Genomic DNA, 18,781 nt, shown 5'->3' with positions numbered 1-18,781 from the left:
ACTTAAAGAGGGAGCGCGCGTTGACTGGAACGGTGACCGCAGCACGGACCCTGCGCACCGAGCGTGCCAGCACCACCCGCGACGCCATCCTCAGCGCCGCCGAGCGGCTCTACGCCGAGCACGGCGTGTTCGCGGTGTCCAACCGGCAGGTGAGCGAGGCTGCGGGACAAGGTAACAACGCGGCCGTCGGCTACCACTTCGGCACCAAGACCGACCTGGTGCGCGCCATCGAGCAGCGCCACCGCGCCCCGATCGAGGCGCTGCGCGAGACCATGGTCGCGGCCGCGGGTGACTCCGCCGACCTGAGGGACTGGGTGGCGTGCCTGGTGCGTCCGCTCACCGACCACCTGGCCGACCTCGGCAACCCCACCTGGTACGCCCGGTTCGCCGCCCAGGCCATGACCGACCCGGCCTATCACGGCATCGTGGTCAGGGACGCGTTGAGTTCACCGTCGCTCGTCGAGGTCGTGGACGGCATCAACCGGTGCCTCCCCGAACTCGCCATCGACATTCGGTACGAGCGCAACATCATGGCTCGAAACCTGTTGATGCACAGCTGCGCCGACCGCGAACGCGCCCTCGCCACGGGTGCCACGGTGGCCCGCACGTCGTGGCAGGCGGCCGGGTCCGGTCTGATCGACGCGATCGTCGGCATGTGGTGCGCACCCGTGACCCGGGTCGGCGGACGCTCGTGAGGGTCACCGTCGATCAGGACAGGTGCGTGTCCTCGGGCATGTGCGTGATGAACGCCGCGGACGTCTTCGACCAGCGCGACGATGACGGCGTCGTCGAACTGCTCGTCGACGAGCTCGCGCCCGACCAGTACGAGAGCACGCAGCGCGCCGCCGCGGCGTGCCCCGCACTAGCCATCCACGTCGAGGAGGCGCGATGACCGACACGCTGACGCAGGAGGCCGTCTCCCAGGACGTCCCCGAGTACCCCATGGAGCGCGAGGCGTCCTGCCCGTTCGCGCCGCCACGGCGCATGCTCGAGATGAGTCCCCTGGCGCGGGTGCGGATCTGGAACGGCACCACGCCCTGGCTCGTCACCGGTCACGAGGTGGCCCGCGCGTTGTTCTCCGACGCGCGCGTCAGCGTTGACGATCGCATCGAGGGCTTTCCGCACTGGAACGAACACATGCTGTCCACGGTCGACAAACGGCCGCGGTCGGTGTTCACCTCGGATGCCGAGGAGCACACCAGGTTTCGCAGGATGCTGTCCAAGCCGTTCACGTTCAAGCGGGTAGAAGGCCTGCGTCCGGCGATCCAGAAGATCACCGACGAGTGCATCGACGGCATCCTCGCGGGACCTCGACCGGCCGATCTGGTCGCCACCCTCGCGCTGCCGGTGCCGACCGTGGTCATCAGCGAGATGCTCGGTGTGCCCTACGAGGACCACGAATTCTTCCAGCACCACGCCAACGTCGGGCTGGCCCGCTACGCCAGCGCGCAGGACGGGCAGAAGGGCGCGATGAGCCTGGCCCAGTACCTCATCGACCTCGTCGAGAAGAAGAGGACGGAGCCCGGCGAGGACGCCGTGTCGGATCTGGCCGAGCGCGTCAACGCCGGCGAGATCACCGTCAAGGAGGCCGCGCAGCTGGGGACCGGACTGCTGATCGCCGGCCACGAGACCACCGCCAACATGATCGGCATCGGCATCCTGGCACTGCTGGAGAACCCTGAACAGGCTGCGCTGCTTCGTGATTCGGATGACCCGAAGTTCATCGCGAACGCCTGCGAGGAGCTGATGCGGTACCTGTCGATCATCCAGAACGGTCAGCGCCGAGTGGCCATCGAGGACATCGAGATCGCCGGTGAGACGATCCGGGCCGGCGAGGGCATCATCCTCGACCTCGCCCCCGCGAACTGGGATGCCACCGCCTACCCGGAGCCCGACAGGCTCGATCTGAGCCGCGACGCCGGACAGCAGCTGGGTTTCGGTTACGGCCGCCACCAGTGCGTCGGGCAACAGCTGGCGCGCGCCGAATTGCAGATCGTCTTTCACACCCTGCTGCGCCGCATCCCCACGATGCGCCTGGCCATTCCGTTCGACGAGGTGCCGTTCAAGCACGACCGCCTCGCCTACGGCGTCTACGAACTTCCGGTGACCTGGTAGTCGACCGGACCAGAAACCACTGCAGAACAGCCCGATTGGAGTGCCAACGATGTCCACCCCGACAGCGAATCCCCCCACCACGCTCTACCCGCCGCAAGGGTGGGGCGCCCCCAAGAACCGGCACGGTCACGCCTCCAAGGAGGGCCTCGCCGGACTTCCCCAGGGCACGGAGATCTTCTCCGCCGACAACCACATCTCGGTGGCCGAGGACATCTTCTACGAACGCTTCCCCGAGGAGCTGAAGGGCGCGGCGCCGCGCATCTGGTACGAGGACGGCGCGTACATGGTCGGGATGAAGGGCAAGGCCTGGACCGGCGGCGACTTCGGGCGGGTGCTGATGCAGTACGACGATCTGGCCGGCGCCGCGTCGAACGACATCGCGGCCCGCAAGCGCGAACTCAAGGAAGACGGCATCGACAAGGAACTGGCGTTCCCGAACGCCGTCCTCGCCCTGTTCCACTACCCGGACAAGTCGTTGCGCGAGCGCGTGTTCCGGATCTACAACGAACACATCGCCGGACTGCAGGAGCAGAGCCAGGGGAGTTTCCACGGCGTCGGTCTCATCAACTGGTGGGATCCGAAGGGCACCAGGAGCACGCTGGAGGAACTGAAGGCGTTGGGGCTCAAGACGTTCCTGCTGCCGCTCAACCCCGGCAAGGACGACGAGGGCAACATCTACGACTACGGCGCCACGTCGATGGACGCGGTGTGGGACGAGATCGAGGCAGCGGGCCTGCCGGTCAGCCACCACATCGGCGAGACCCCGCCCAAGACGCCGTGCCAGCACAACAGCGTCGTGGTCGGCATGATGGTCAACGTCGACTCGTTCCGGGAACAGTTCGCGAAGTACGTGTTCTCCGGCATCCTGGACCGCCACCCGTCGCTCAAGATCGGGTGGTTCGAGGGCGGGATCGCCTGGGTGCCGACGGCGCTGCAGGATGCCGAGCACATGCTGGCGTCCTACCGGCACATGTTCAATCACGAACTGTCCCATGACGTTCGGCACTACTGGGACCGGCACATGAGCGCGTCGTTCATGGTCGATCCGCTCGGGCTTCGGCTCATCGACGACATCGGCGTCGACAACGTCATGTGGTCGAGCGACTACCCCCACAACGAGAGCACGTTCGGCTACTCGGAGCGCTCCCTGGCCTCGGTCGTCGAGGCCGTCGGACCGGAGGCGGCCACCAAGATCGTCAGCACCAACGTCAAGACGTTCCTGGGGGTCTCGTGACGACGCTCGCCGTCGAGCGGGACGCGATCCCCGACCTCCCGGACACCGCGAGGATGTACCGGGAGTGCGGCGCGCGGCTGCGACAGTCCATGCGGGACAGGGGCATCGACGCACTGGTGCTCCTCGGCAACGGCAACGTCGTCTACGCGACCGGCGCGAGCTGGCCGCTGCTCGACGCCGGACTGTCACACGTCGAGCGTCCCGTCGCCGTCGTGCTCGCCGACGACGAACACCCGCACCTGTTCATGCCGTTCCGCGAGGGCAGTGCCTTCGAGTCCGAGGTGCCCGTCGACCACGTCCACGGGCCGCTGTACCTCGAATTCGACGAGGGCGTGGCAGCTTTCGCGAAGGTGCTCGCGGGTCTGGTGCCGCCGGGAGCGTCGATCGCGGTCGACGAGCTCACCGGCGCGATGCGCCGTGCCGGCAGTCGCCTGTTCCCCGCCGGGCCGCCGACGGACGCGGCCCTGGTGGTCGGGCCGGCCAAGCTGGTGAAGACCATCGACCAGATCGCCAGCATCCGCAAGGCGTGTCGCATCACCGAGCAGGCCGCCGCCGAGGTCCAGCAGTCGCTGGCCCCCGGGGTACGCCAGATCGATCTGTCCGCGACGTTCGTCGGCCGTGCGTTCGAACTCGGGGCGACGGCCAACATGCTCGAGGCCATCTGGCAGGTGATGCCGACCAGCAGGGCCGGCGGCAACGTCTGGACGACGACGGGTGATCTCGCGCTTCCACTCCTCACCACCGAGAAGGAACTCGAGTCCGGCGACGTGCTCTGGACCGACGTCAGCATCACCTATCAGGGGTACTGCTCGGACTTCGGCCGCACCTGGCTGGTCGGCGAAGAACCCTCGGCGCGGCAGCAGGCACAATTCGACAGATGGCGCGAGATCCTCGACGCGGTACTGGCGGTGACGAAGGCGGGCGCCACCTCCGGTGATCTCGCGCGCGCGGCGATCGCCGCCAACGGCGGGACCAAGCCATGGCTGCCGCACTTCTACCTCGGCCACAGCATCGGGACCAACGCCGCCGAGATGCCCATGATCGGAACCGATCTTGGCGAGAAGTTCGACGACGAGTTCGTGTTCCCCGCCGGCATGGTCCTGGTGCTGGAGCCCGTCGTCTGGGAGGACGGCACGGGCGGTTACCGAAGCGAGGAGATCGTGGTCATCGACGACGACGGCACGACGTCCATCACCGACTACCCGTACGCGCCCTATGGGGCGGCCCGGTGAGCACCGAGATCCTCGCCGACGACCCCGCGCTGCGCCACGGCAGACGCGAGCGCGCCCTGGCCCAGATGGCCGCCGAGGACCTCGACGTCCTGGTGCTGGGCAGGCAGGCCAACGTCCGCTACGTCACCGGCGCCCCGCAGCTGTGGGTGGCGGGCACGCGGCCGTTCGCGCCGATCTGCGTACTGGTGCGCGCCACCGGCGAGATCCACCTCAACAGCAGCTGGGACGAGGGCATCCCGGAGGAGATCGGGCACGATCACCTCTACGGGCTGGCGTGGAATCCAATGACGAACATCGACGTGCTCAAGCACATCGACGGCGCCGCCACCGCGCGCCGCGTCGGCACGGACGCGATGTCACCGTCGTTCGCACAGCTGTTGCCGATCGCGTTTCCCCACGCCGAGCTCGTCGACGGCGAGGCGGCGATGCGGGCGGCACGCCGCGTCAAGACCGACGAGGAGATCGCCGCCCTGCGCCACGCGCTCGCGGTGGCGGAAACCGGTATGGCAGCGGCAGTGTCGCGGCTGTCGGTCGGCGTCACCGAGCAGGCGCTCACGGGCGCCATGCTGGAGGCGATGGCCGCGGGCGGGGTGAGCACCTCGGCCACCCAGGACGGCGCGTGGATCACCTCGCGCGAACACGCGTGGCGGGTCGGCCGCCGGGACCGGCGCGTGGCGCCCGGCGACCTGGTCGCGCTGTCCTCCGGCGCACTGGCCGACGGGTACGTCGGCGAGGTGGGCCGCACCCTGGCGGTGGGGGACGTGCCCGGGGCCGACGGGCTCTACCGGCGCTCCCGCGAGCTGTCGGACCGACTGTTCGACGCCTGCCGCGCCGGCGCACCGGCGAGCGACCTGCTCGCCGCGTACGAGGCTGCGGGAGAGGCACTTCCGCCGATGCCGGTGGCCCACGGCCTCGGTCTCGGCTTCGATCCGCCGGTGATCTCGCCGGACCTTCCGCAGACCTCTGCCACCGAGCGGCTCGAGCCCGGCATGGTGCTCGCGGTGACGTCCTACGTGTGGGAGGCGGGCGTCGGAGCGGTGTACGGACGCGACGCCGTGCTCGTGACCGCCGACGGCGCCGAGGTGCTGACGACCAGTCCGGCGGTGCCCGCTGGGGCGGGAACGAGCTGAGCGCGAGTGCCGACGACGAACCCCGAGACGGGATAGTGGCGCCACTCTCGGACTACCGCGTCGTGGACCTGTCCTCGGGCATCGCCGGCGCGTACTGCACCAAGATCCTCACCGACGGTGGTGCCGACGTCGTCAAGGTCGAAGCGCCGCAGGGCGATCCGCTGCGTCGCTGGTCGGCCTCGGGTGCGGCGATCGCACCCGGGGAGGACGGCGCGTTGTTCGGCTTCCTCGCCGGGTCCAAGCGCAGCGTCGTGGCCGAACCCGACGACGTGGAGCCGCTGCTCGCCGCGGCCGACGTCGTGGTGTGGTCGCGGGGGTCGGCGGTGGCCGAGTCGACGTGGTTGGCGCCCAACGCGATTCACGACCGGCACCCGCACCTCGTCGTCACCGCGATCACACCCTTCGGCCTGCACGGCCCGTGGCGCGACCGGCCCGCCACCGAGTTCACCCTGCAGGCCTGGTCGGGTGGCGCCATCGGCATCGGCAGGGGTACCCAGGACCGGGCGCCGGTGCACGTCGGCGGTCAGGTGGGGGAGTGGCTGGCCGGCGCCTATGCCGCCGCGATGACGATGGCATTCCTGGCCAGGGTCCGGCGCAACGGGCAGGGCGAGCTCGTCGACCTGTCCATGCTGGAGACCGACGTCCTCTGTCTCACCTACTATCCCGTGACCTACTTCGAGATGCTCGGACGACCGTGGCGTACCGAGCGCAGACCGACCGTTCCCGGAATCGCCCAGGCCGCAGACGGTTTGGTCGCCCTGGGCTGTGGCACCGCGCAGCAGTGGCACGACCTCTGCGCGATGTCGGGACACGACGAATGGATCGACGAGCGTACGGATCTGACCATCACCCAGCAGGCCAACCTGCATGCCGACGAGCTCTACGCCTGGCTGCGCGACCAACGCGTCGACGACGTACGGGATCTGGCGTCGGCCTTCCGCATCCCCAATTCGCCGGTCGGCGATGGCGCGAACGTGACGACGATGGACCACTTCGTCGAGCGCGGGGCGTTCACCGTCAACCCGTGCAACGGCGTCGTGCAGCCGGGCCACCCGTACCGGCTGAGCGGTGTCGCACTGCGCGGGCCGGGGCCCGCGCCGCGGCTCGGTGAGCACACCGCAGAGGTCCTCGCGGAAGCGCCTGCGCCACGGCCTGTTCCACGCGGCGCGGCCGTCTCGGATCGACTGCCGCTGAGCGGACTTCGGGTGCTCGACATGACGACGTTCTGGGCGGGCCCGTCGTGCACCCACGCGCTCGGGATGCTCGGCGCCGAACTGATCCACCTGGAGTCGACACCGCACCCCGATGGCACGCGCCTGATCGCGGGCATCCCCGCCTCCGAACCGCAGTGGTGGGAGCGCTCGCCGATCTTCTCGGCGCTCAACACCAACAAGAAGGGGCTGACCCTCGACTTCCAGACCGACGCGGGACGAGACCTGTTGCGCAGGCTCATTGCGACGTGCGACGTCGTCGTGGAGAACTTCACCCCGAGGGTGATCGAGCAGCTCGGCCTGGACTTCGCGTCCGTACGGGCCCTGCGCGACGACGTGATCATGCTGCGCATGCCGGGTTTCGGGCTCGACGGGCCGTGGCGGGACAACCCGGCGTTCGCCTACGTCATCGAAGACGCGTCGGGGCTCAGCTGGCTGACCGGGTACCCCGATCGAAATCCCTACGAGCCGTACTCGGTCGGTGACCCCAACGCCGGCGTGCACGCGCTCAACGCGCTGCTGCTGGCGCTGGAACACCGGCGCCGCACCGGCGAGGGCGTACTCGTCGAGGCGGCCATGGTGGACGCCGCGCTGAGCGTCGCCGCCGAGCAGGTCATCGAATACTCGGCCTACGGCGCGCTCCTGGAACGCGCGGGCAATCGTGGACCCGCGGCCGCCCCGCAGAACCTCTACCGCTGCCGCGACGTCGACGAGTTCGGCCGTGACGATTCGTGGGTGGCGATCGCGGTGGCCACCGATGACCAGTGGATTGCGTTGCGGCAGGCGCTCGGTCGCCCCGACTGGGCGATGGAACCCCGGCTCGCCGATGCCGACGGCCGCCGCGCCGCCCACGACCACCTCGACCGGCACCTCGCCGCGTGGTGCCAGCCGCGCACCGGTGACGAGATCGTCGAAACCCTCTGGGGCGCAGGCGTTCCGGTCGCGAAGGTCATGCAACCGCACCGGCAGGCCGAGTTACCCCAGCTGCAGCATCGCGGCTTCTTCGAGCAGGTCGACCATCCGCTCAACCCCACGGCGTCGCACAGCACGCTGCCCGTCGGACTGGCGCACGGTCCCCGCCGATTCCATCGCAGCCCGGCACCCCTGCTCGGCGAGCACAACCACGAGCTCCTGCGCGAACTGGGGCTCGACGACGCCGAGATCGCCGCTCTGGAGGAGGACGGCGTCATCGGTACCGCACCTGCCGTCGGGGGCCGCAGGAAGGCCGGTCGAGGGAGCTAGGCGGGAGGCGTCGGCCTCCGGGAAAGTGTGCCAATATCGCGACTAACGCAGCGTCGCACACCAGGGTCGCGGATTCGAGCTAGAAGCCCGCCCGGACGACCGTGGTGTGCGGCCCGTCCTTAGCATCGCATTCGGCACCGTGCCGGAGACAGCGCTCCGGCACGGGGTAACGACTCCCGCTACTTCAGGCAGCTGCCGCCGTCGACGGGCAGCGTCACTCCGGTGATGAAGCGCGCCTCGTCGGAGGCGAGGAACAGCACCGCGTTGGCGATGTCCTCCGGCTCGACCCAGCCGATCGGGAGCGTGTGCATCAGCTGCCCGATGACCTTCATGTCGTCGGGTCCCGGGTTCTCCAGGTCGGGGCGGAAGAGCTTCATCGTGCCCTCGTTCATGAACAGCGGCGTGTTCACGTTCGTCGGGTGCACGGAGTTGACCCGGATGTTCTGCGCGCCGAGCTCGACGGCGAACGTCCGCATCAACCCGACGACGCCGTGCTTGGCGGCGACGTAGTGGCCCGTGTGCGGGTAGGCCTTGAGGCCACCCACCGAGCTGGTGAGGATGATGGACCCGCCGCGGCCGCCCGCCAGCAGATGCGGCACGCCGGCCTTGACCGTCTTCCAGACCCCGCCGAGGTTGATGTCGATCATTGCGGTCCAGTCGGTCTCGCTGGTCTTGTCCAACGTCTGACCGCCGTTGCCGATGCCGGCGTTGGCGACGATGACGTCGAGGTGCCCCAGCTGTTCGACACCGCTGTCCACGGCCGCCTTCAGCGCGTCGTAGTCACGCACGTCGACCTCGGCGGTGACGATCCGGCGATCGTGCGCCTTCACGAGGTCGGCGGTCTCGGCGAGATCCTCGGGGGTGGAGGCGGCAATCAGCTCCACGGTGTCGATCTTCTTGCAGATGTCGACGGCGATGATGTCGGCGCCCTCCTGGGCCATCCGCACCGCATGCGCGCGGCCCTGGCCGCGTGCCGCACCCGTGATGAATGCGACCTTGCCCTCCAACCGACCTGCCATGAGACCTCGACTCCTCGCTCCGCGCGTGTGCTGTGCAGTTGCTCAGCACTCTGTCACCGACGAGTCCATTGTGTCAACGCGATGTTCGTAGCGGAGCATTTGTACTCTCCGCTTAGCAGAACGTGACTCTCACAACGGACGAAGGCACTCGTGAGAGCGCCGAACGGGAGGGTGGTTCTCGCTATTCGGCGGCGAAGCCGTGGGAGACGAACTCCCACACCTCGTCGGCCGAGATGGGCTTCGTCGCGACGTCCTCGGACCCGCTGGATTGCGCGACGAACATCACCGTCTGCATGGTCATGGCGGCGACGCGCTTGGGGTTGACCGTCGACCGCAGTTTGCCGGCTGCGGCCGCTTCCTCCATCAGCTCGGTCAGCAGCACCAGCAGGGGCGCGTGCGCGACCTTGACCTCGGACGGATGCGACACCAGCAGCCGCGGCGCAAAGTCAGTGAAGAGCGGACGCTTTGCTGCCGGGTCCGGGCGGGAGGATTCGAACAGCAGTTGGATGGCCACCTTCAGGCGTTCGAGGGGCTCCATCTGCCCGGAGGTGGCCGCGCGAATCTGGTCGGCCGAGCGGCTCAGCGCGTCTTCGAAGAGCGCGAGCAACAATTCGTGCTTACCGTCGAACTGCAGGTAGAAGCTCCGCAAGGACTGCCGCGAGCGGTCGACGACCTCCTGCACGGTGAAGTCGGTACTGCCCTTTTCGATGATGATGGCCTGCGCGGCGTCGAGGAATCGCTGCACCCGCTGCGCCGCGCGGAGCTTCGCCGTCTTGATGGAGCGCTCGACCGCGCGCTGCTTCCAGGCGGGCTCTTCGCTAGGGCTGGTGGTCATCGACGCCTCTGACGTGGGTCGATCGGGGAGAACATGCATGAACTGTACCGGAGAACGCCTCTGCATAGTGCGGTAGACCCCCTCGGCCGCTACGTGTCTGAGATTGTAACTTCCCCATCGTGAGAATAGTATTCTCATTCTTGTGATGAGAAAAGACATGAGTCACCGGGCGCCGTGCAGCTGACGTTCGACGACGAGGTCGCCGCCTACCTGGCCGAGCTGGTGGCCTTCCTCGACGACAACGCCCCGACCGACGCCGCGGCACTGGAGCGGCCACGGTCGTCGTCGCACGTGCCGCCGTGGGCGCGCGCCTGGCAGCGGATGCAGTTCGACAACGGGTGGCTGGTGCCCGGCAACCCGCCGGAGTTCGGCGGCCGCAACGCCACGATCCTCCAGCAGTACGCGCACCAACTCGAGCTGGCGCGGCGACGGATGGTGCCGAGCTTCAACTCTCAGGGCGTCGGCATCGTCGCCGCCTCGCTGATCACCTACGGCACTCCCGAGCAGCAACGGACGTGGGCGATACCGATCCTGCGCGCGGAGATGACCGCCGCGCTGGGCATGAGCGAACCGGGCGCCGGCTCGGACCTGGCATCGCTGCGCACCACGGCCGTGCGCGACGGCGACCACTTCGTCGTCAACGGGCAGAAGGTGTGGACGTCCGGCGCGCACGACGCCGACGTGATCCTCACGTTCGTCCGCACCGACCCCGATGCCCCCAAGCACCAGGGCATCAGCGTGCTGGTGATTCCGACCGACGCGCCGGGGCTGGTGCGTCGGCCGTTCGCCGCGGTCGCCGATCGCACCGATCTCGACTTCAACGAGGTCTTCTTCACCGACGTCCGGGTGCCGGTGGGGAACCTCGTCGGCGAGCTGAACCAGGGCTGGTCGGTCGCGAGCGGCTCACTCGGTCACGAGCGAAACATGCTGTGGCTCAGCTACGCCGACCGGTTGCAGGACCTGATCGGTGACTGGCACCCGGCCACCGTCCTGGAACGCGACCGGTTCGCCACGCTGGTGATGGACGATCAGGCGCTGCGTCTGCTGGGCTCGGCCGCCCTCGCGAAGGCCGCCCGTGGCGAGGACGACGTCGCCGCGCTGTCGGTGCTCAAGCTCCTCGGCGCCGAAACCGTCCAGGCCGCAAGCGAATACGCCCTCGAAGCCTGCGGTCCCGCCGGGCTCAGACACCCCGACACGACGACGCGCTATGTTCCGCTCAACCTCGACGCCTACGCGGGCAGCTGGGCCGACCGCTACTTTCGCTCGTTCGCGGGCACCATCGCCGGCGGCACGTCGGAGATCCAGCGCAACATCATCGCCCAGCGCGTGCTGGGACTGCCGCGTCGCTGACACGCATTCGCCCCGCCGAGACTGCTGCCAGATTCAGGAATCCGCCGGAAACTGGATCTCACAGCAGGCTCGGCGGGACGGGGCGGGTGGCGCTGCTAGAGGTTGGCCAGCCGCGGGGCCGAGCCGCGGGCGCGCAGTCCGGCGCCGGCCTTCTTGGTGAGTTCCTTTGCGCTGCCGAGCAATCCGTCGAGCACCAGCACGCGCTTCACGTGGTGGTGCAGGTCGTGCTCGGCGGTGAAGCCGATGCCGGCCAACACCTGCTGACAGTGCTTGGCCGTGGTCAGCGCCGCCTTGCCCGCCGCAGCCTTGGCCAGCAGCGCCGTCAGGTCGGGGTTGTCGACGCCGGGGAGGCCCAGCGTGGCCTCGGCGCCCTCGATGGCGACCAGCGACTCGGCCAGCCGGTGCCGCACGGCCTGGAACCCCGCGATGGGTCGGCCGAACTGCTGGCGGTCCAGTGCGTGTCGGCGGGCCAGCGCCAGCATGGCGCGGGAGCTGCCCACCAGCCACCAGCTCACCGCGCGACGGGCTTCGGCGAGGCGGATCGCCTCGCCTTCCTCCACCCAGCGCAGCGGCAGCCCGCCGAGCGCGGTGTGTTCGGCGGTGGGCGCGGAATCCCAGACCACCCAGGCATTGCCGGCATAGGGCAGCGGCGGCGTCGAATCCAGTTCGCGGCCGCCGGTTCTGAGCACCAGGTCGTTGAGTATCGAGGCTTGCGAACCGGTTTCGCCGAGCAGCCGGAACACCAGCGGGACGGCCTGCTCGGGCATCTCGGACACCATCTCGATCCAGCCCAACTCGACCAGCGCGGCGTCCAGCTCCGCACCGGTCGCGGCGAGCATGGTCTTGCGCAGGGTGTCCTCGAGCATGGCCAGCGAATCGTGGTCCACGGTCACTCCTTCCCGAGGTCCAGCAGGCGCCGGGCGATGATGTTGCGCTGCACCTCGGCGGTGCCGCCGTAGATGGTGGCCGCCCGCGAGTACAGGTACTCGGTGCGCCAGGCGGTGTCGTCGAGTTCGATGGTGCCCGGCAGCAGATCGCGGACGGTGTCGTAGAGGCGTTGCTCGGCATCGGCCAGCAGCACCTTGTCGATCGACGTGTCCGGGCCCAGCTTCTGCCCCTCGGCCAGCCGCAGCTGGGTGTCCCGCGAGCGACAGCGCAGCGTGTGCAGGGCCAGATACGCCGCGCCCATGTCGGCGTCGGCGGCCTGGCCGACGCCCTTGACGTCGTCGATCAGCGCGTCGAACCGCGAGTAGAGGTAGGCGATGCGCTGCCAGAAGCATGTCGACCGTTCATAGGGCAGCAGATCCATCGCCAGTTTCCAGCCGTCGCCGGGCGCGCCGAGCAGGCGGCTGCCGTCGATGGCGACGTCGTCGAAGTACACCTCGCAGAATTCGTCGACGCCGTGCATGGTGTGCAGGGGACGCACGGTGATGCCCAGCGTGTCGACGTCGACGAAGAACGCCGTGATCGCCTGATGCGCAGGGGTGTTGGCGTCACCGGTGCGGGCGAGCAGGATGCACCGCTTGGAGAACTGGGCGAAGCTGGTCCACACCTTCTGGCCGTTGACGATCCACTGGTCACCGCGCGGCACGGCCCGGGTGCTCAGCGAGGCGAGGTCGCTGCCGGACCCGGGCTCGGAGAATCCCTGGCACCACTGTTCCTCGCCGCTGAGCAGCTTCGGCAGCATCTCGGCGGCCAGTTCCGGTGTGGCGTAGTCGATCATCGTCGGTGCGAGCACCTCGAGCATCGAGTACGGGCCCGGTTCGGCGAGCCGGCGACCCACCACCTCCTCGCCGACGATCGCGCGCAGCAGCGCCGGACCGCCAAGGCCGCCCGCCGCCTCCGGCCAGCCGTAGCGGCCCCAGCCGGCGTCGTAGAGGGCGCGCTGCACGCGGAAGAACTGCGCCAGGTGAGCGGCCAGGGAGTGGTCGTCGGTCGGGGTGAGGTCGTTGTCGTCCAACCACTTTCGCAGCTCGACCCGGAACGTGGCGGGGTCGGACAGGTCGGTCATCCCGCCTCCGGCCGTCCGATGGCGTGCGGGCGTCCCGAGTCGTGGTCGCCGTTGCGCCGAATGAACGTCATGGCACGGGCCTTCAGGCGCCACCCGTCGTCGGTGCGGACGTAGGTGTCCCGGTAGTAGCCGATGCGCATGTCGTGGGTGGAGTGTTCGACGAAGCACAGCGGCTGGGTGCCGGTGGCGGTGTCGGGATCGTGGGGGTCGAGGTCGACCAGCGAGGTGCCCGTCATGAACAGCCCGCTCGGCGCCGCGGCGACCAGCTCGGGAAAACGGGCCAGGGTGTAGGTCGAGCCGAACGCGCTGTAGGTGCCGTCGGGGGTGAAGACCGTCACCAGCCCGTCGACGTCGCCCTGGGTGATGGTGACGGCGTACTTCGCCAGCAGCTGCTGGATCTCGACGAGGTCGTCAGTTCGCGTCATGTCGGTAGACCTTACCGCCCTTCATTACAAAGTTGACATGCTGTGTAACGGTGATGTCGGTGAGCGGATCACCCGGCACGGCGATGACGTCGGCGACCTGCCCCTTGGCCAGCCGGCCGCGGTCGGTCACGCCGATCAGGTCGGCGGCGACGGTCGTCGCGGCGCGCAGTACCGCGGCGGCGGGCATGCCCCAGTCGACGAGGGTGACGAGTTCGTCGGCGTTCTTGCCATGGGGGATGGCCGGCGCATCGGTTCCGACGGCGATCTTCACCCCCGCCTCGTAGGCCGCCTTGAGCGACGTGCGGGCCTTGGGGAACATCTCGGCGGCCTTGTCCTGCAATTCCTTTGGCGCCCTCGAGACGTCCATCGCCTCGGCGAGGCGCCGCGTGGTCACCAGGAAACGGTCGTGGTCGACGAGCATCTGGATGGCCTCGTCGTCCATCAGGAAGCCGTGCTCGATGCAGTCGATGCCGACCGCGACCGCGTGCTTGACGGCTTCGGCGCCGTGGGTGTGCGCGGCGACGCGCAGTCCGCGGCGGTGCGCCTCGTCGACGATCGCCGACAGTTCCTCGTCCGAATAGTGTTGCGCCCCAGCCTCTCCGGTCAGCGACATCACTCCGCCGGACACGCACACCTTGATGAGCTGGGCGCCGTGCTTGATCTGGTAGCGCACGGCCTTGCGGATCTCGTCGACGCCGTTGGCGATGCCCTCCTCGACCGTCAACTCCAGTGCGCCGGGCATGAACGCGGCGAACATCGTCGGGTCGAGGTGCCCGCCCGTGGGCGTGATGGCATGCCCCGCAGGCACGATGCGCGGACCGTCGATCCACCCCGCGTCGATGGCCTTGGCCAGCGCCACGTCGAGCAGGTAGCCGCCGGTCTTGACGAACAGCCCGAGGTTGCGGACGGTGGTGAAGCCCGCGCGCAGGGTGCGGCGGGCGTTGCCGACCGAGCGCAGGACCCTGGTCGCGGGGTCGTCCTGCACCTGGGACAGGCCGGGGTTCTCACCGCGCCCGCCCATGAGGAGGTTGACCTCCATGTCCATCAGGCCGGGCAGCAGGATCGCGTCGCCGAGGTCGATGACCTCCGAGCCCTCGGGCACGTCGCCGCCGACGCCGACGATGCGGTCGCCGTCGACGTGCAGGAGGCCCGGGCGGACGACCTCGCCGGCGTCGACGTCGACGTAACCCGCGGCCTTGAGGGTCAGCACGTTAGACCACCGGCTCCTTGACGAGTTGGATGTAGGCCGCCCCGCTGTCGAGTACCCGCGGCTGCTTCCACACCTCGACGGGGAAGCTGACCATGACGATCGACTGGCCGAGGTGCACCAGCGCCTTGGCGTCCTCGGGCATGCCGGCCAGCGGGAAGCGGGCGTCGACGTAGACCATGATGTCCTCCAGGCGCGCCATGCCCGCGTCGTAGAGATCCTGCATCTCGGCCATCGAGGAGTTCAGGCGCTTGGCGTAGCGCTCCTCTTCGGTCGGCAGACACCAGTCGGCGAACCGCTCGAGATCGGCGAATTCCGCGGGCAGCTTAGACATTGACGGCGTCCTTCTCGTGGGCCTGGCCGTTGGTCGACGCCGCCTGCGACGCCGTGTACCGGTCGACGTACTCGTGGGCGGTCTTGTGCAGGTGGCGCAGCAGGATTTCCTGGTCGCACAGCGGGAAGTCGGTGACGACCCTGGTGCCGATCTGCGTCTGGGTGGCCTCCAGGGTGTTGGCATCCTGGAACGCGTACTCCTTGAACGTCACCGCGGCCAATTCCTGAGATAGCCGCTGACGCAGGTTCTTCGGCGGCACGAAGTAGAGATCTGCCTCGAAGACGTGCTTGTCCACCGCGGTCGGCCAGTAGTTGTAGGTCAGGTACCAGCCCGGCGCCCAGAACAGCAGCGTGAAGTTGGGGAAGAACTCGAAGGAGTCGGTGCCCCAGGACTTGTGACGACCGGGATTGATGGCGGGCGGCAGTTCGTCGGGCAGGATGCCCTTGATGTCGGGACGGTCCCACGGCCCGAACAGACCACTGTGCAGGATGCGTTCGATGGGCTTGACCATGTTGAGGTCCTTGGGCGGGCTCATCCCGCCCCACGACGACACCATGGAGTGGTCGCCCTTGATGTCGTAGGCCAGCGCCTCGAAGCCGAACTTGGCCAGCTTCTCGGCCTCCTCCTTCTCCGCCTGCTTCATGTGCAGGATCGGAGCGTGGTAGAACTCGGTGAACGCGTCGATGAACAACTTCCAGTTGGCGTTGACCTCCGACCGGTAGGAGTAGTGCTCCGTCATCTCGTGGAATGGGTAGCCCTGCAAGCCCTTTCCGAAGTCTCCGAGATAGTCGGCCAGCGGTGCCGCGTCGTCGTCGTAGTTGAGGAAGATGAAGCCCTCCCACACCTCGCAGCGGATCGGCACCAGGCCGTAGTCGCTCTTGTCGAGGTCGAAGAACTCACCCTCCTGCTGGACGAAGGTGAGGTCGCCATTGAGGCCGTAGCGCCAGGCGTGGTACTTGCAGGTGAATTGGCGGCACACCCCGGACACCTCCTCGCCGGGGAAGTCGCTCCACACCAGCTTGTTTCCGCGGTGGCGGCACATGTTGTGGAAGGCGCGCACGACGTCGTCGCGGTCCTTGACGATGATCGCCGAGGTGCCGGGGCCGACGGAGGGCATCTCACGGGTGAAGTAGCTGCCCTTCTTCGGCAGCTGTTCGACGCGGCCGACCTTCAGCCAGGTCTTCTTGAAGATGGCCTGCTGTTCGAGCAGCCAGTGCTCGGGGTCGATCGAGTCGGTGTAATCGACTGGTGCCGTGCCCAATTCGGGCCAGTTCTCCGTCCAGCTGCCGACGGCGGGCTTGGGAAAGAATGCCATGCGTTCAGTTCTCCTTCTTGGGTTCGACGCCGAACGTGTTGAGTGCCATCGCCAGGAGGTGGTAGCCGCCGACGGTGAAGACGAAGTCCATCAGCTGCCGGGTGTCCATCCGCTCGCCCAGCGCGGTCCAGCTCCGGTCCGACATCCTGGTGTCCTCGACGAGTTCGTCCACCGCGGTCAGCACCGCGGCGTCGAAGTCGTCGGCCGCGGTACCGCGCCGGAGGGCGTCGATGTCGTCGTCCGTCAGACCGGCCTGCCTGCCGATCTCCTCGTGTTCGTCTGACTCGTAGGCGCACGACGTGAGGTGGGCGACCCGCAGGATGGCCAGCTCCCGCAGCCGGGGTGGCAGAGTCGACCGCATCAGCAGATAGAAGCTGAACGCCAGGTACGAGCGGGTCAGGTCGGGATGGTTGACGAAGGTCGAGATGGCGTTGCCGGCGCCGGTCGGGTTGCGGCGCTCCTCGGGAATCATGCGCAACGCGCCGAGGACGGCGTCATCCCACTGGTCGGCGGGCAGCGGTGGCAGACGCACGCGGTGCTCCCTTCGGTCGTCGTCACATGCTCTCACGGACGAGAATCATATTCTCACTTTTGCCTAACAGATTTCCAGTCGGTACCTCGAACGTCAAAGCCGACGCGTCGGCGACGGGCCCGCGCCCGCCGGCCGAGAGGGCCAAAGGTGCAGCGTCCGACGTGTTCCAACGGTCGGGCGCGGTTGATTCTCGCTATCGGAGAGGCTAGTTTTCTCTAGTAGAGAACGTACATCCGAAGGGACGATCGTGAACAAAGACGACATGATTCTGATCAGCGTCGACGACCACATCATCGAGCCGCCCGACATGTTCAAGAACCACCTGCCCGCGAAGTACCTCGACGACGCGCCGCGACTGGTGCACAACCCGGACGGGTCGGACACGTGGCAGTTCCGCGAGACGGTCATCCCGAACGTGGCGCTCAACGCCGTGGCCGGGCGGCCGAAGGAGGAGTACGGGCTCGAGCCGCAGGGCCTCGACGAGATCCGCAAGGGCTGCTTCGACGCCGCCGAGCGGGTCAAGGACATGAACGCCGGCGGCGTGCTCGCGACGATGAACTTCCCGTCCTTCCCCGGCTTTGCCGGTCGACTGTTCGCCACCGACGACTCGGACTTCTCGCTGGCGCTGGTTCGGGCCTACAACGACTGGCACATCGACGAGTGGTGCGCCGCCCATCCCGGCCGGTTCATCCCCATGGCGCTGCCGGTGATCTGGGACGCCGAGCTGTGCGCGGCCGAGGTGCGGCGGGTGTCGGAGAAGGGCGTGCACTCCCTGACCTTCACCGAGAACCCGGCCACGCTGGGCTACCCGTCGTTCCACGACGACTACTGGACGCCGCTGTGGCAGGCGCTGGTGGAGACCGAGACCGTGATGAACGTCCACATCGGCTCATCGGGCAAGCTCAGCATCCCGGCGCCGGACTCCCCGATGGACGTCATGATCACGCTGCAGCCGATGAACATCGTGCAGGCGGCCGCGGATCTGCTGTGGTCGGCGCCGATCAAGAAGTACCCGACGCTGAAGATCGCGCTGTCCGAGGGCGGCACCGGGTGGATCCCGTACTTCCTCGAACGCGTCGACCGCACCTATGACATGCACTCGACGTGGACGCACCAGGACTTCGGCGGCAAGCTGCCCAGCGAGGTGTTCCGCGAGCACTTCATGACGTGCTTCATCTCCGACCCCGTCGGGGTCAAGCTGCGCCACGAGATCGGGGTCGACAACATCTGCTGGGAGATGGACTATCCGCACTCGGACTCGATGTGGCCCGGTGCGCCAGAGGAATTGGACGCGGTCTTCACGACCTACGACGTGCCCGACGACGAGATCGACAAGATGACCCACCTCAACGCGATGAAGCTCTACCACTTCGAACCGTTCGCCCACGTGCCCAGGGAGCAGGCCACCGTCGGCGCCCTGCGCGCGGCCGCCGGGGACCACGACGTCACCATCCAGGCGTTGAGCAAGCACGAGAAGGGTGGCACGAGCTTCGCGGACTTCCAGGCCAGTGCCAAGGAGATCGCGGGCAGCAAGAGCTGATCTACGGTGTACGAAAGACTTTCGACGTGTGGGAGAGAGCCATGACCGG

18 protein-coding genes are annotated in these 18,781 nt (G+C 68.2%); 9 read left to right on the top strand and 9 right to left on the bottom strand.

Going from position 1 to position 18,781, the window contains the following annotated elements; genetic code table 11:
* Nucleotides 1–32 precede the first annotated feature (32 nt).
* Genes G6N60_RS19630 through G6N60_RS19600 form a run of 7 tightly spaced genes read left to right on the top strand, consistent with a single transcriptional unit; the run spans nucleotide 33 to nucleotide 8,164 of the window.
* A complete protein-coding gene (locus tag G6N60_RS19630) occupies nucleotides 33–695 on the top strand; it encodes a TetR/AcrR family transcriptional regulator (protein WP_163740398.1) in 663 nt (220 codons plus the stop codon).
* Nucleotides 692–892: a ferredoxin gene (locus G6N60_RS19625; protein WP_163740395.1), complete on the top strand. Its 201-nt coding sequence runs from the start codon at nucleotides 692–694 to the stop codon at nucleotides 890–892. Before G6N60_RS19630 ends, G6N60_RS19625 begins: the two co-directional genes overlap by 4 nt.
* Nucleotides 889–2,115, top strand: coding sequence for a cytochrome P450 (locus G6N60_RS19620; protein ID WP_163740393.1), 1,227 nt, complete (start codon nucleotides 889–891; stop codon nucleotides 2,113–2,115). The genes G6N60_RS19625 and G6N60_RS19620 overlap by 4 nt, the downstream gene beginning before the upstream one ends.
* Nucleotides 2,116–2,164: 49 nt before the next feature.
* A complete protein-coding gene (locus tag G6N60_RS19615) occupies nucleotides 2,165–3,349 on the top strand; it encodes an amidohydrolase family protein (RefSeq protein ID WP_163740391.1) in 1,185 nt (394 codons plus the stop codon).
* A gap of 53 nt (nucleotides 3,350–3,402) precedes the next feature.
* The gene (locus G6N60_RS19610; protein WP_163744234.1) at nucleotides 3,403–4,581 is read left to right on the top strand and encodes a M24 family metallopeptidase; all 1,179 of its coding nucleotides are present in this window, start codon (nucleotides 3,403–3,405) and stop codon (nucleotides 4,579–4,581) included.
* Nucleotides 4,578–5,711, top strand: a complete 1,134-nt coding sequence (locus tag G6N60_RS19605; protein WP_163740389.1) for a M24 family metallopeptidase — start codon at nucleotides 4,578–4,580, stop codon at nucleotides 5,709–5,711. The genes G6N60_RS19610 and G6N60_RS19605 overlap by 4 nt, the downstream gene beginning before the upstream one ends.
* 32 nt (nucleotides 5,712–5,743) lie before the next feature.
* A complete protein-coding gene (locus tag G6N60_RS19600) occupies nucleotides 5,744–8,164 on the top strand; it encodes a CaiB/BaiF CoA transferase family protein (RefSeq protein ID WP_163744232.1) in 2,421 nt (806 codons plus the stop codon).
* Between the two features lie 179 nt (nucleotides 8,165–8,343).
* Here the strand turns inward: G6N60_RS19600 and G6N60_RS19595 are convergent, their stop codons facing one another.
* Complete coding sequence (locus G6N60_RS19595; RefSeq protein ID WP_163740387.1) at nucleotides 8,344–9,183, bottom strand: mycofactocin-coupled SDR family oxidoreductase; 840 nt, start codon at nucleotides 9,181–9,183, stop codon at nucleotides 8,344–8,346.
* 181 nt (nucleotides 9,184–9,364) lie between these two features.
* On the bottom strand, nucleotides 9,365–10,084 hold the full coding sequence (locus G6N60_RS19590) for a TetR/AcrR family transcriptional regulator (RefSeq protein WP_163744230.1): 720 nt from the start codon (nucleotides 10,082–10,084) through the stop codon (nucleotides 9,365–9,367).
* Between the two features lie 108 nt (nucleotides 10,085–10,192).
* Here G6N60_RS19590 and G6N60_RS19585 point away from each other — a divergent pair, with 108 nt between their 5' ends.
* Nucleotides 10,193–11,368: an acyl-CoA dehydrogenase family protein gene (locus G6N60_RS19585; protein ID WP_163740385.1), complete on the top strand. Its 1,176-nt coding sequence runs from the start codon at nucleotides 10,193–10,195 to the stop codon at nucleotides 11,366–11,368.
* Between the two features lie 95 nt (nucleotides 11,369–11,463).
* Here the strand turns inward: G6N60_RS19585 and G6N60_RS19580 are convergent, their stop codons facing one another.
* From G6N60_RS19580 to G6N60_RS19550, 7 genes are read right to left on the bottom strand one after another with little or no spacing between them, the layout of a single operon-like run.
* Nucleotides 11,464–12,255: an acyl-CoA dehydrogenase family protein gene (locus tag G6N60_RS19580; RefSeq protein WP_246240861.1), complete on the bottom strand. Its 792-nt coding sequence runs from the start codon at nucleotides 12,253–12,255 to the stop codon at nucleotides 11,464–11,466.
* 2 nt (nucleotides 12,256–12,257) lie between these two features.
* A complete protein-coding gene (locus tag G6N60_RS19575) occupies nucleotides 12,258–13,379 on the bottom strand; it encodes an acyl-CoA dehydrogenase family protein (RefSeq protein WP_163740383.1) in 1,122 nt (373 codons plus the stop codon).
* Entirely contained in the window at nucleotides 13,376–13,804 is a 429-nt protein-coding gene (locus tag G6N60_RS19570; protein WP_163740380.1) for a nuclear transport factor 2 family protein, read from the bottom strand. Before G6N60_RS19570 ends, G6N60_RS19575 begins: the two co-directional genes overlap by 4 nt.
* Nucleotides 13,791–15,014: a metal-dependent hydrolase family protein gene (locus G6N60_RS19565; RefSeq protein WP_163740379.1), complete on the bottom strand. Its 1,224-nt coding sequence runs from the start codon at nucleotides 15,012–15,014 to the stop codon at nucleotides 13,791–13,793. Before G6N60_RS19565 ends, G6N60_RS19570 begins: the two co-directional genes overlap by 14 nt.
* Before the next feature lies 1 nt (nucleotide 15,015).
* The gene (locus G6N60_RS19560) at nucleotides 15,016–15,345 is read right to left on the bottom strand and encodes a hypothetical protein (protein WP_163740377.1); all 330 of its coding nucleotides are present in this window, start codon (nucleotides 15,343–15,345) and stop codon (nucleotides 15,016–15,018) included.
* Nucleotides 15,338–16,660, bottom strand: a complete 1,323-nt coding sequence (locus tag G6N60_RS19555) for an SRPBCC family protein (RefSeq protein ID WP_163740375.1) — start codon at nucleotides 16,658–16,660, stop codon at nucleotides 15,338–15,340. The genes G6N60_RS19560 and G6N60_RS19555 overlap by 8 nt, the downstream gene beginning before the upstream one ends.
* 4 nt (nucleotides 16,661–16,664) lie before the next feature.
* Entirely contained in the window at nucleotides 16,665–17,192 is a 528-nt protein-coding gene (locus tag G6N60_RS19550) for a carboxymuconolactone decarboxylase family protein (RefSeq protein WP_163740373.1), read from the bottom strand.
* A gap of 247 nt (nucleotides 17,193–17,439) precedes the next feature.
* Between G6N60_RS19550 and G6N60_RS19545 the strand changes: the two genes are divergently transcribed.
* Nucleotides 17,440–18,732, top strand: a complete 1,293-nt coding sequence (locus G6N60_RS19545) for an amidohydrolase family protein (protein WP_163740371.1) — start codon at nucleotides 17,440–17,442, stop codon at nucleotides 18,730–18,732.
* The last annotated feature ends 49 nt before the right edge of the window (nucleotides 18,733–18,781 follow it).

The sequence above is a fragment of the Mycolicibacterium madagascariense genome (genome assembly GCF_010729665.1).
Taxonomy (GTDB): domain Bacteria; phylum Actinomycetota; class Actinomycetes; order Mycobacteriales; family Mycobacteriaceae; genus Mycobacterium; species Mycobacterium madagascariense.
The sequence above is the reverse complement of the archived record's forward strand: the minus strand, read 5'-3'. Positions and strand labels throughout refer to the sequence as shown.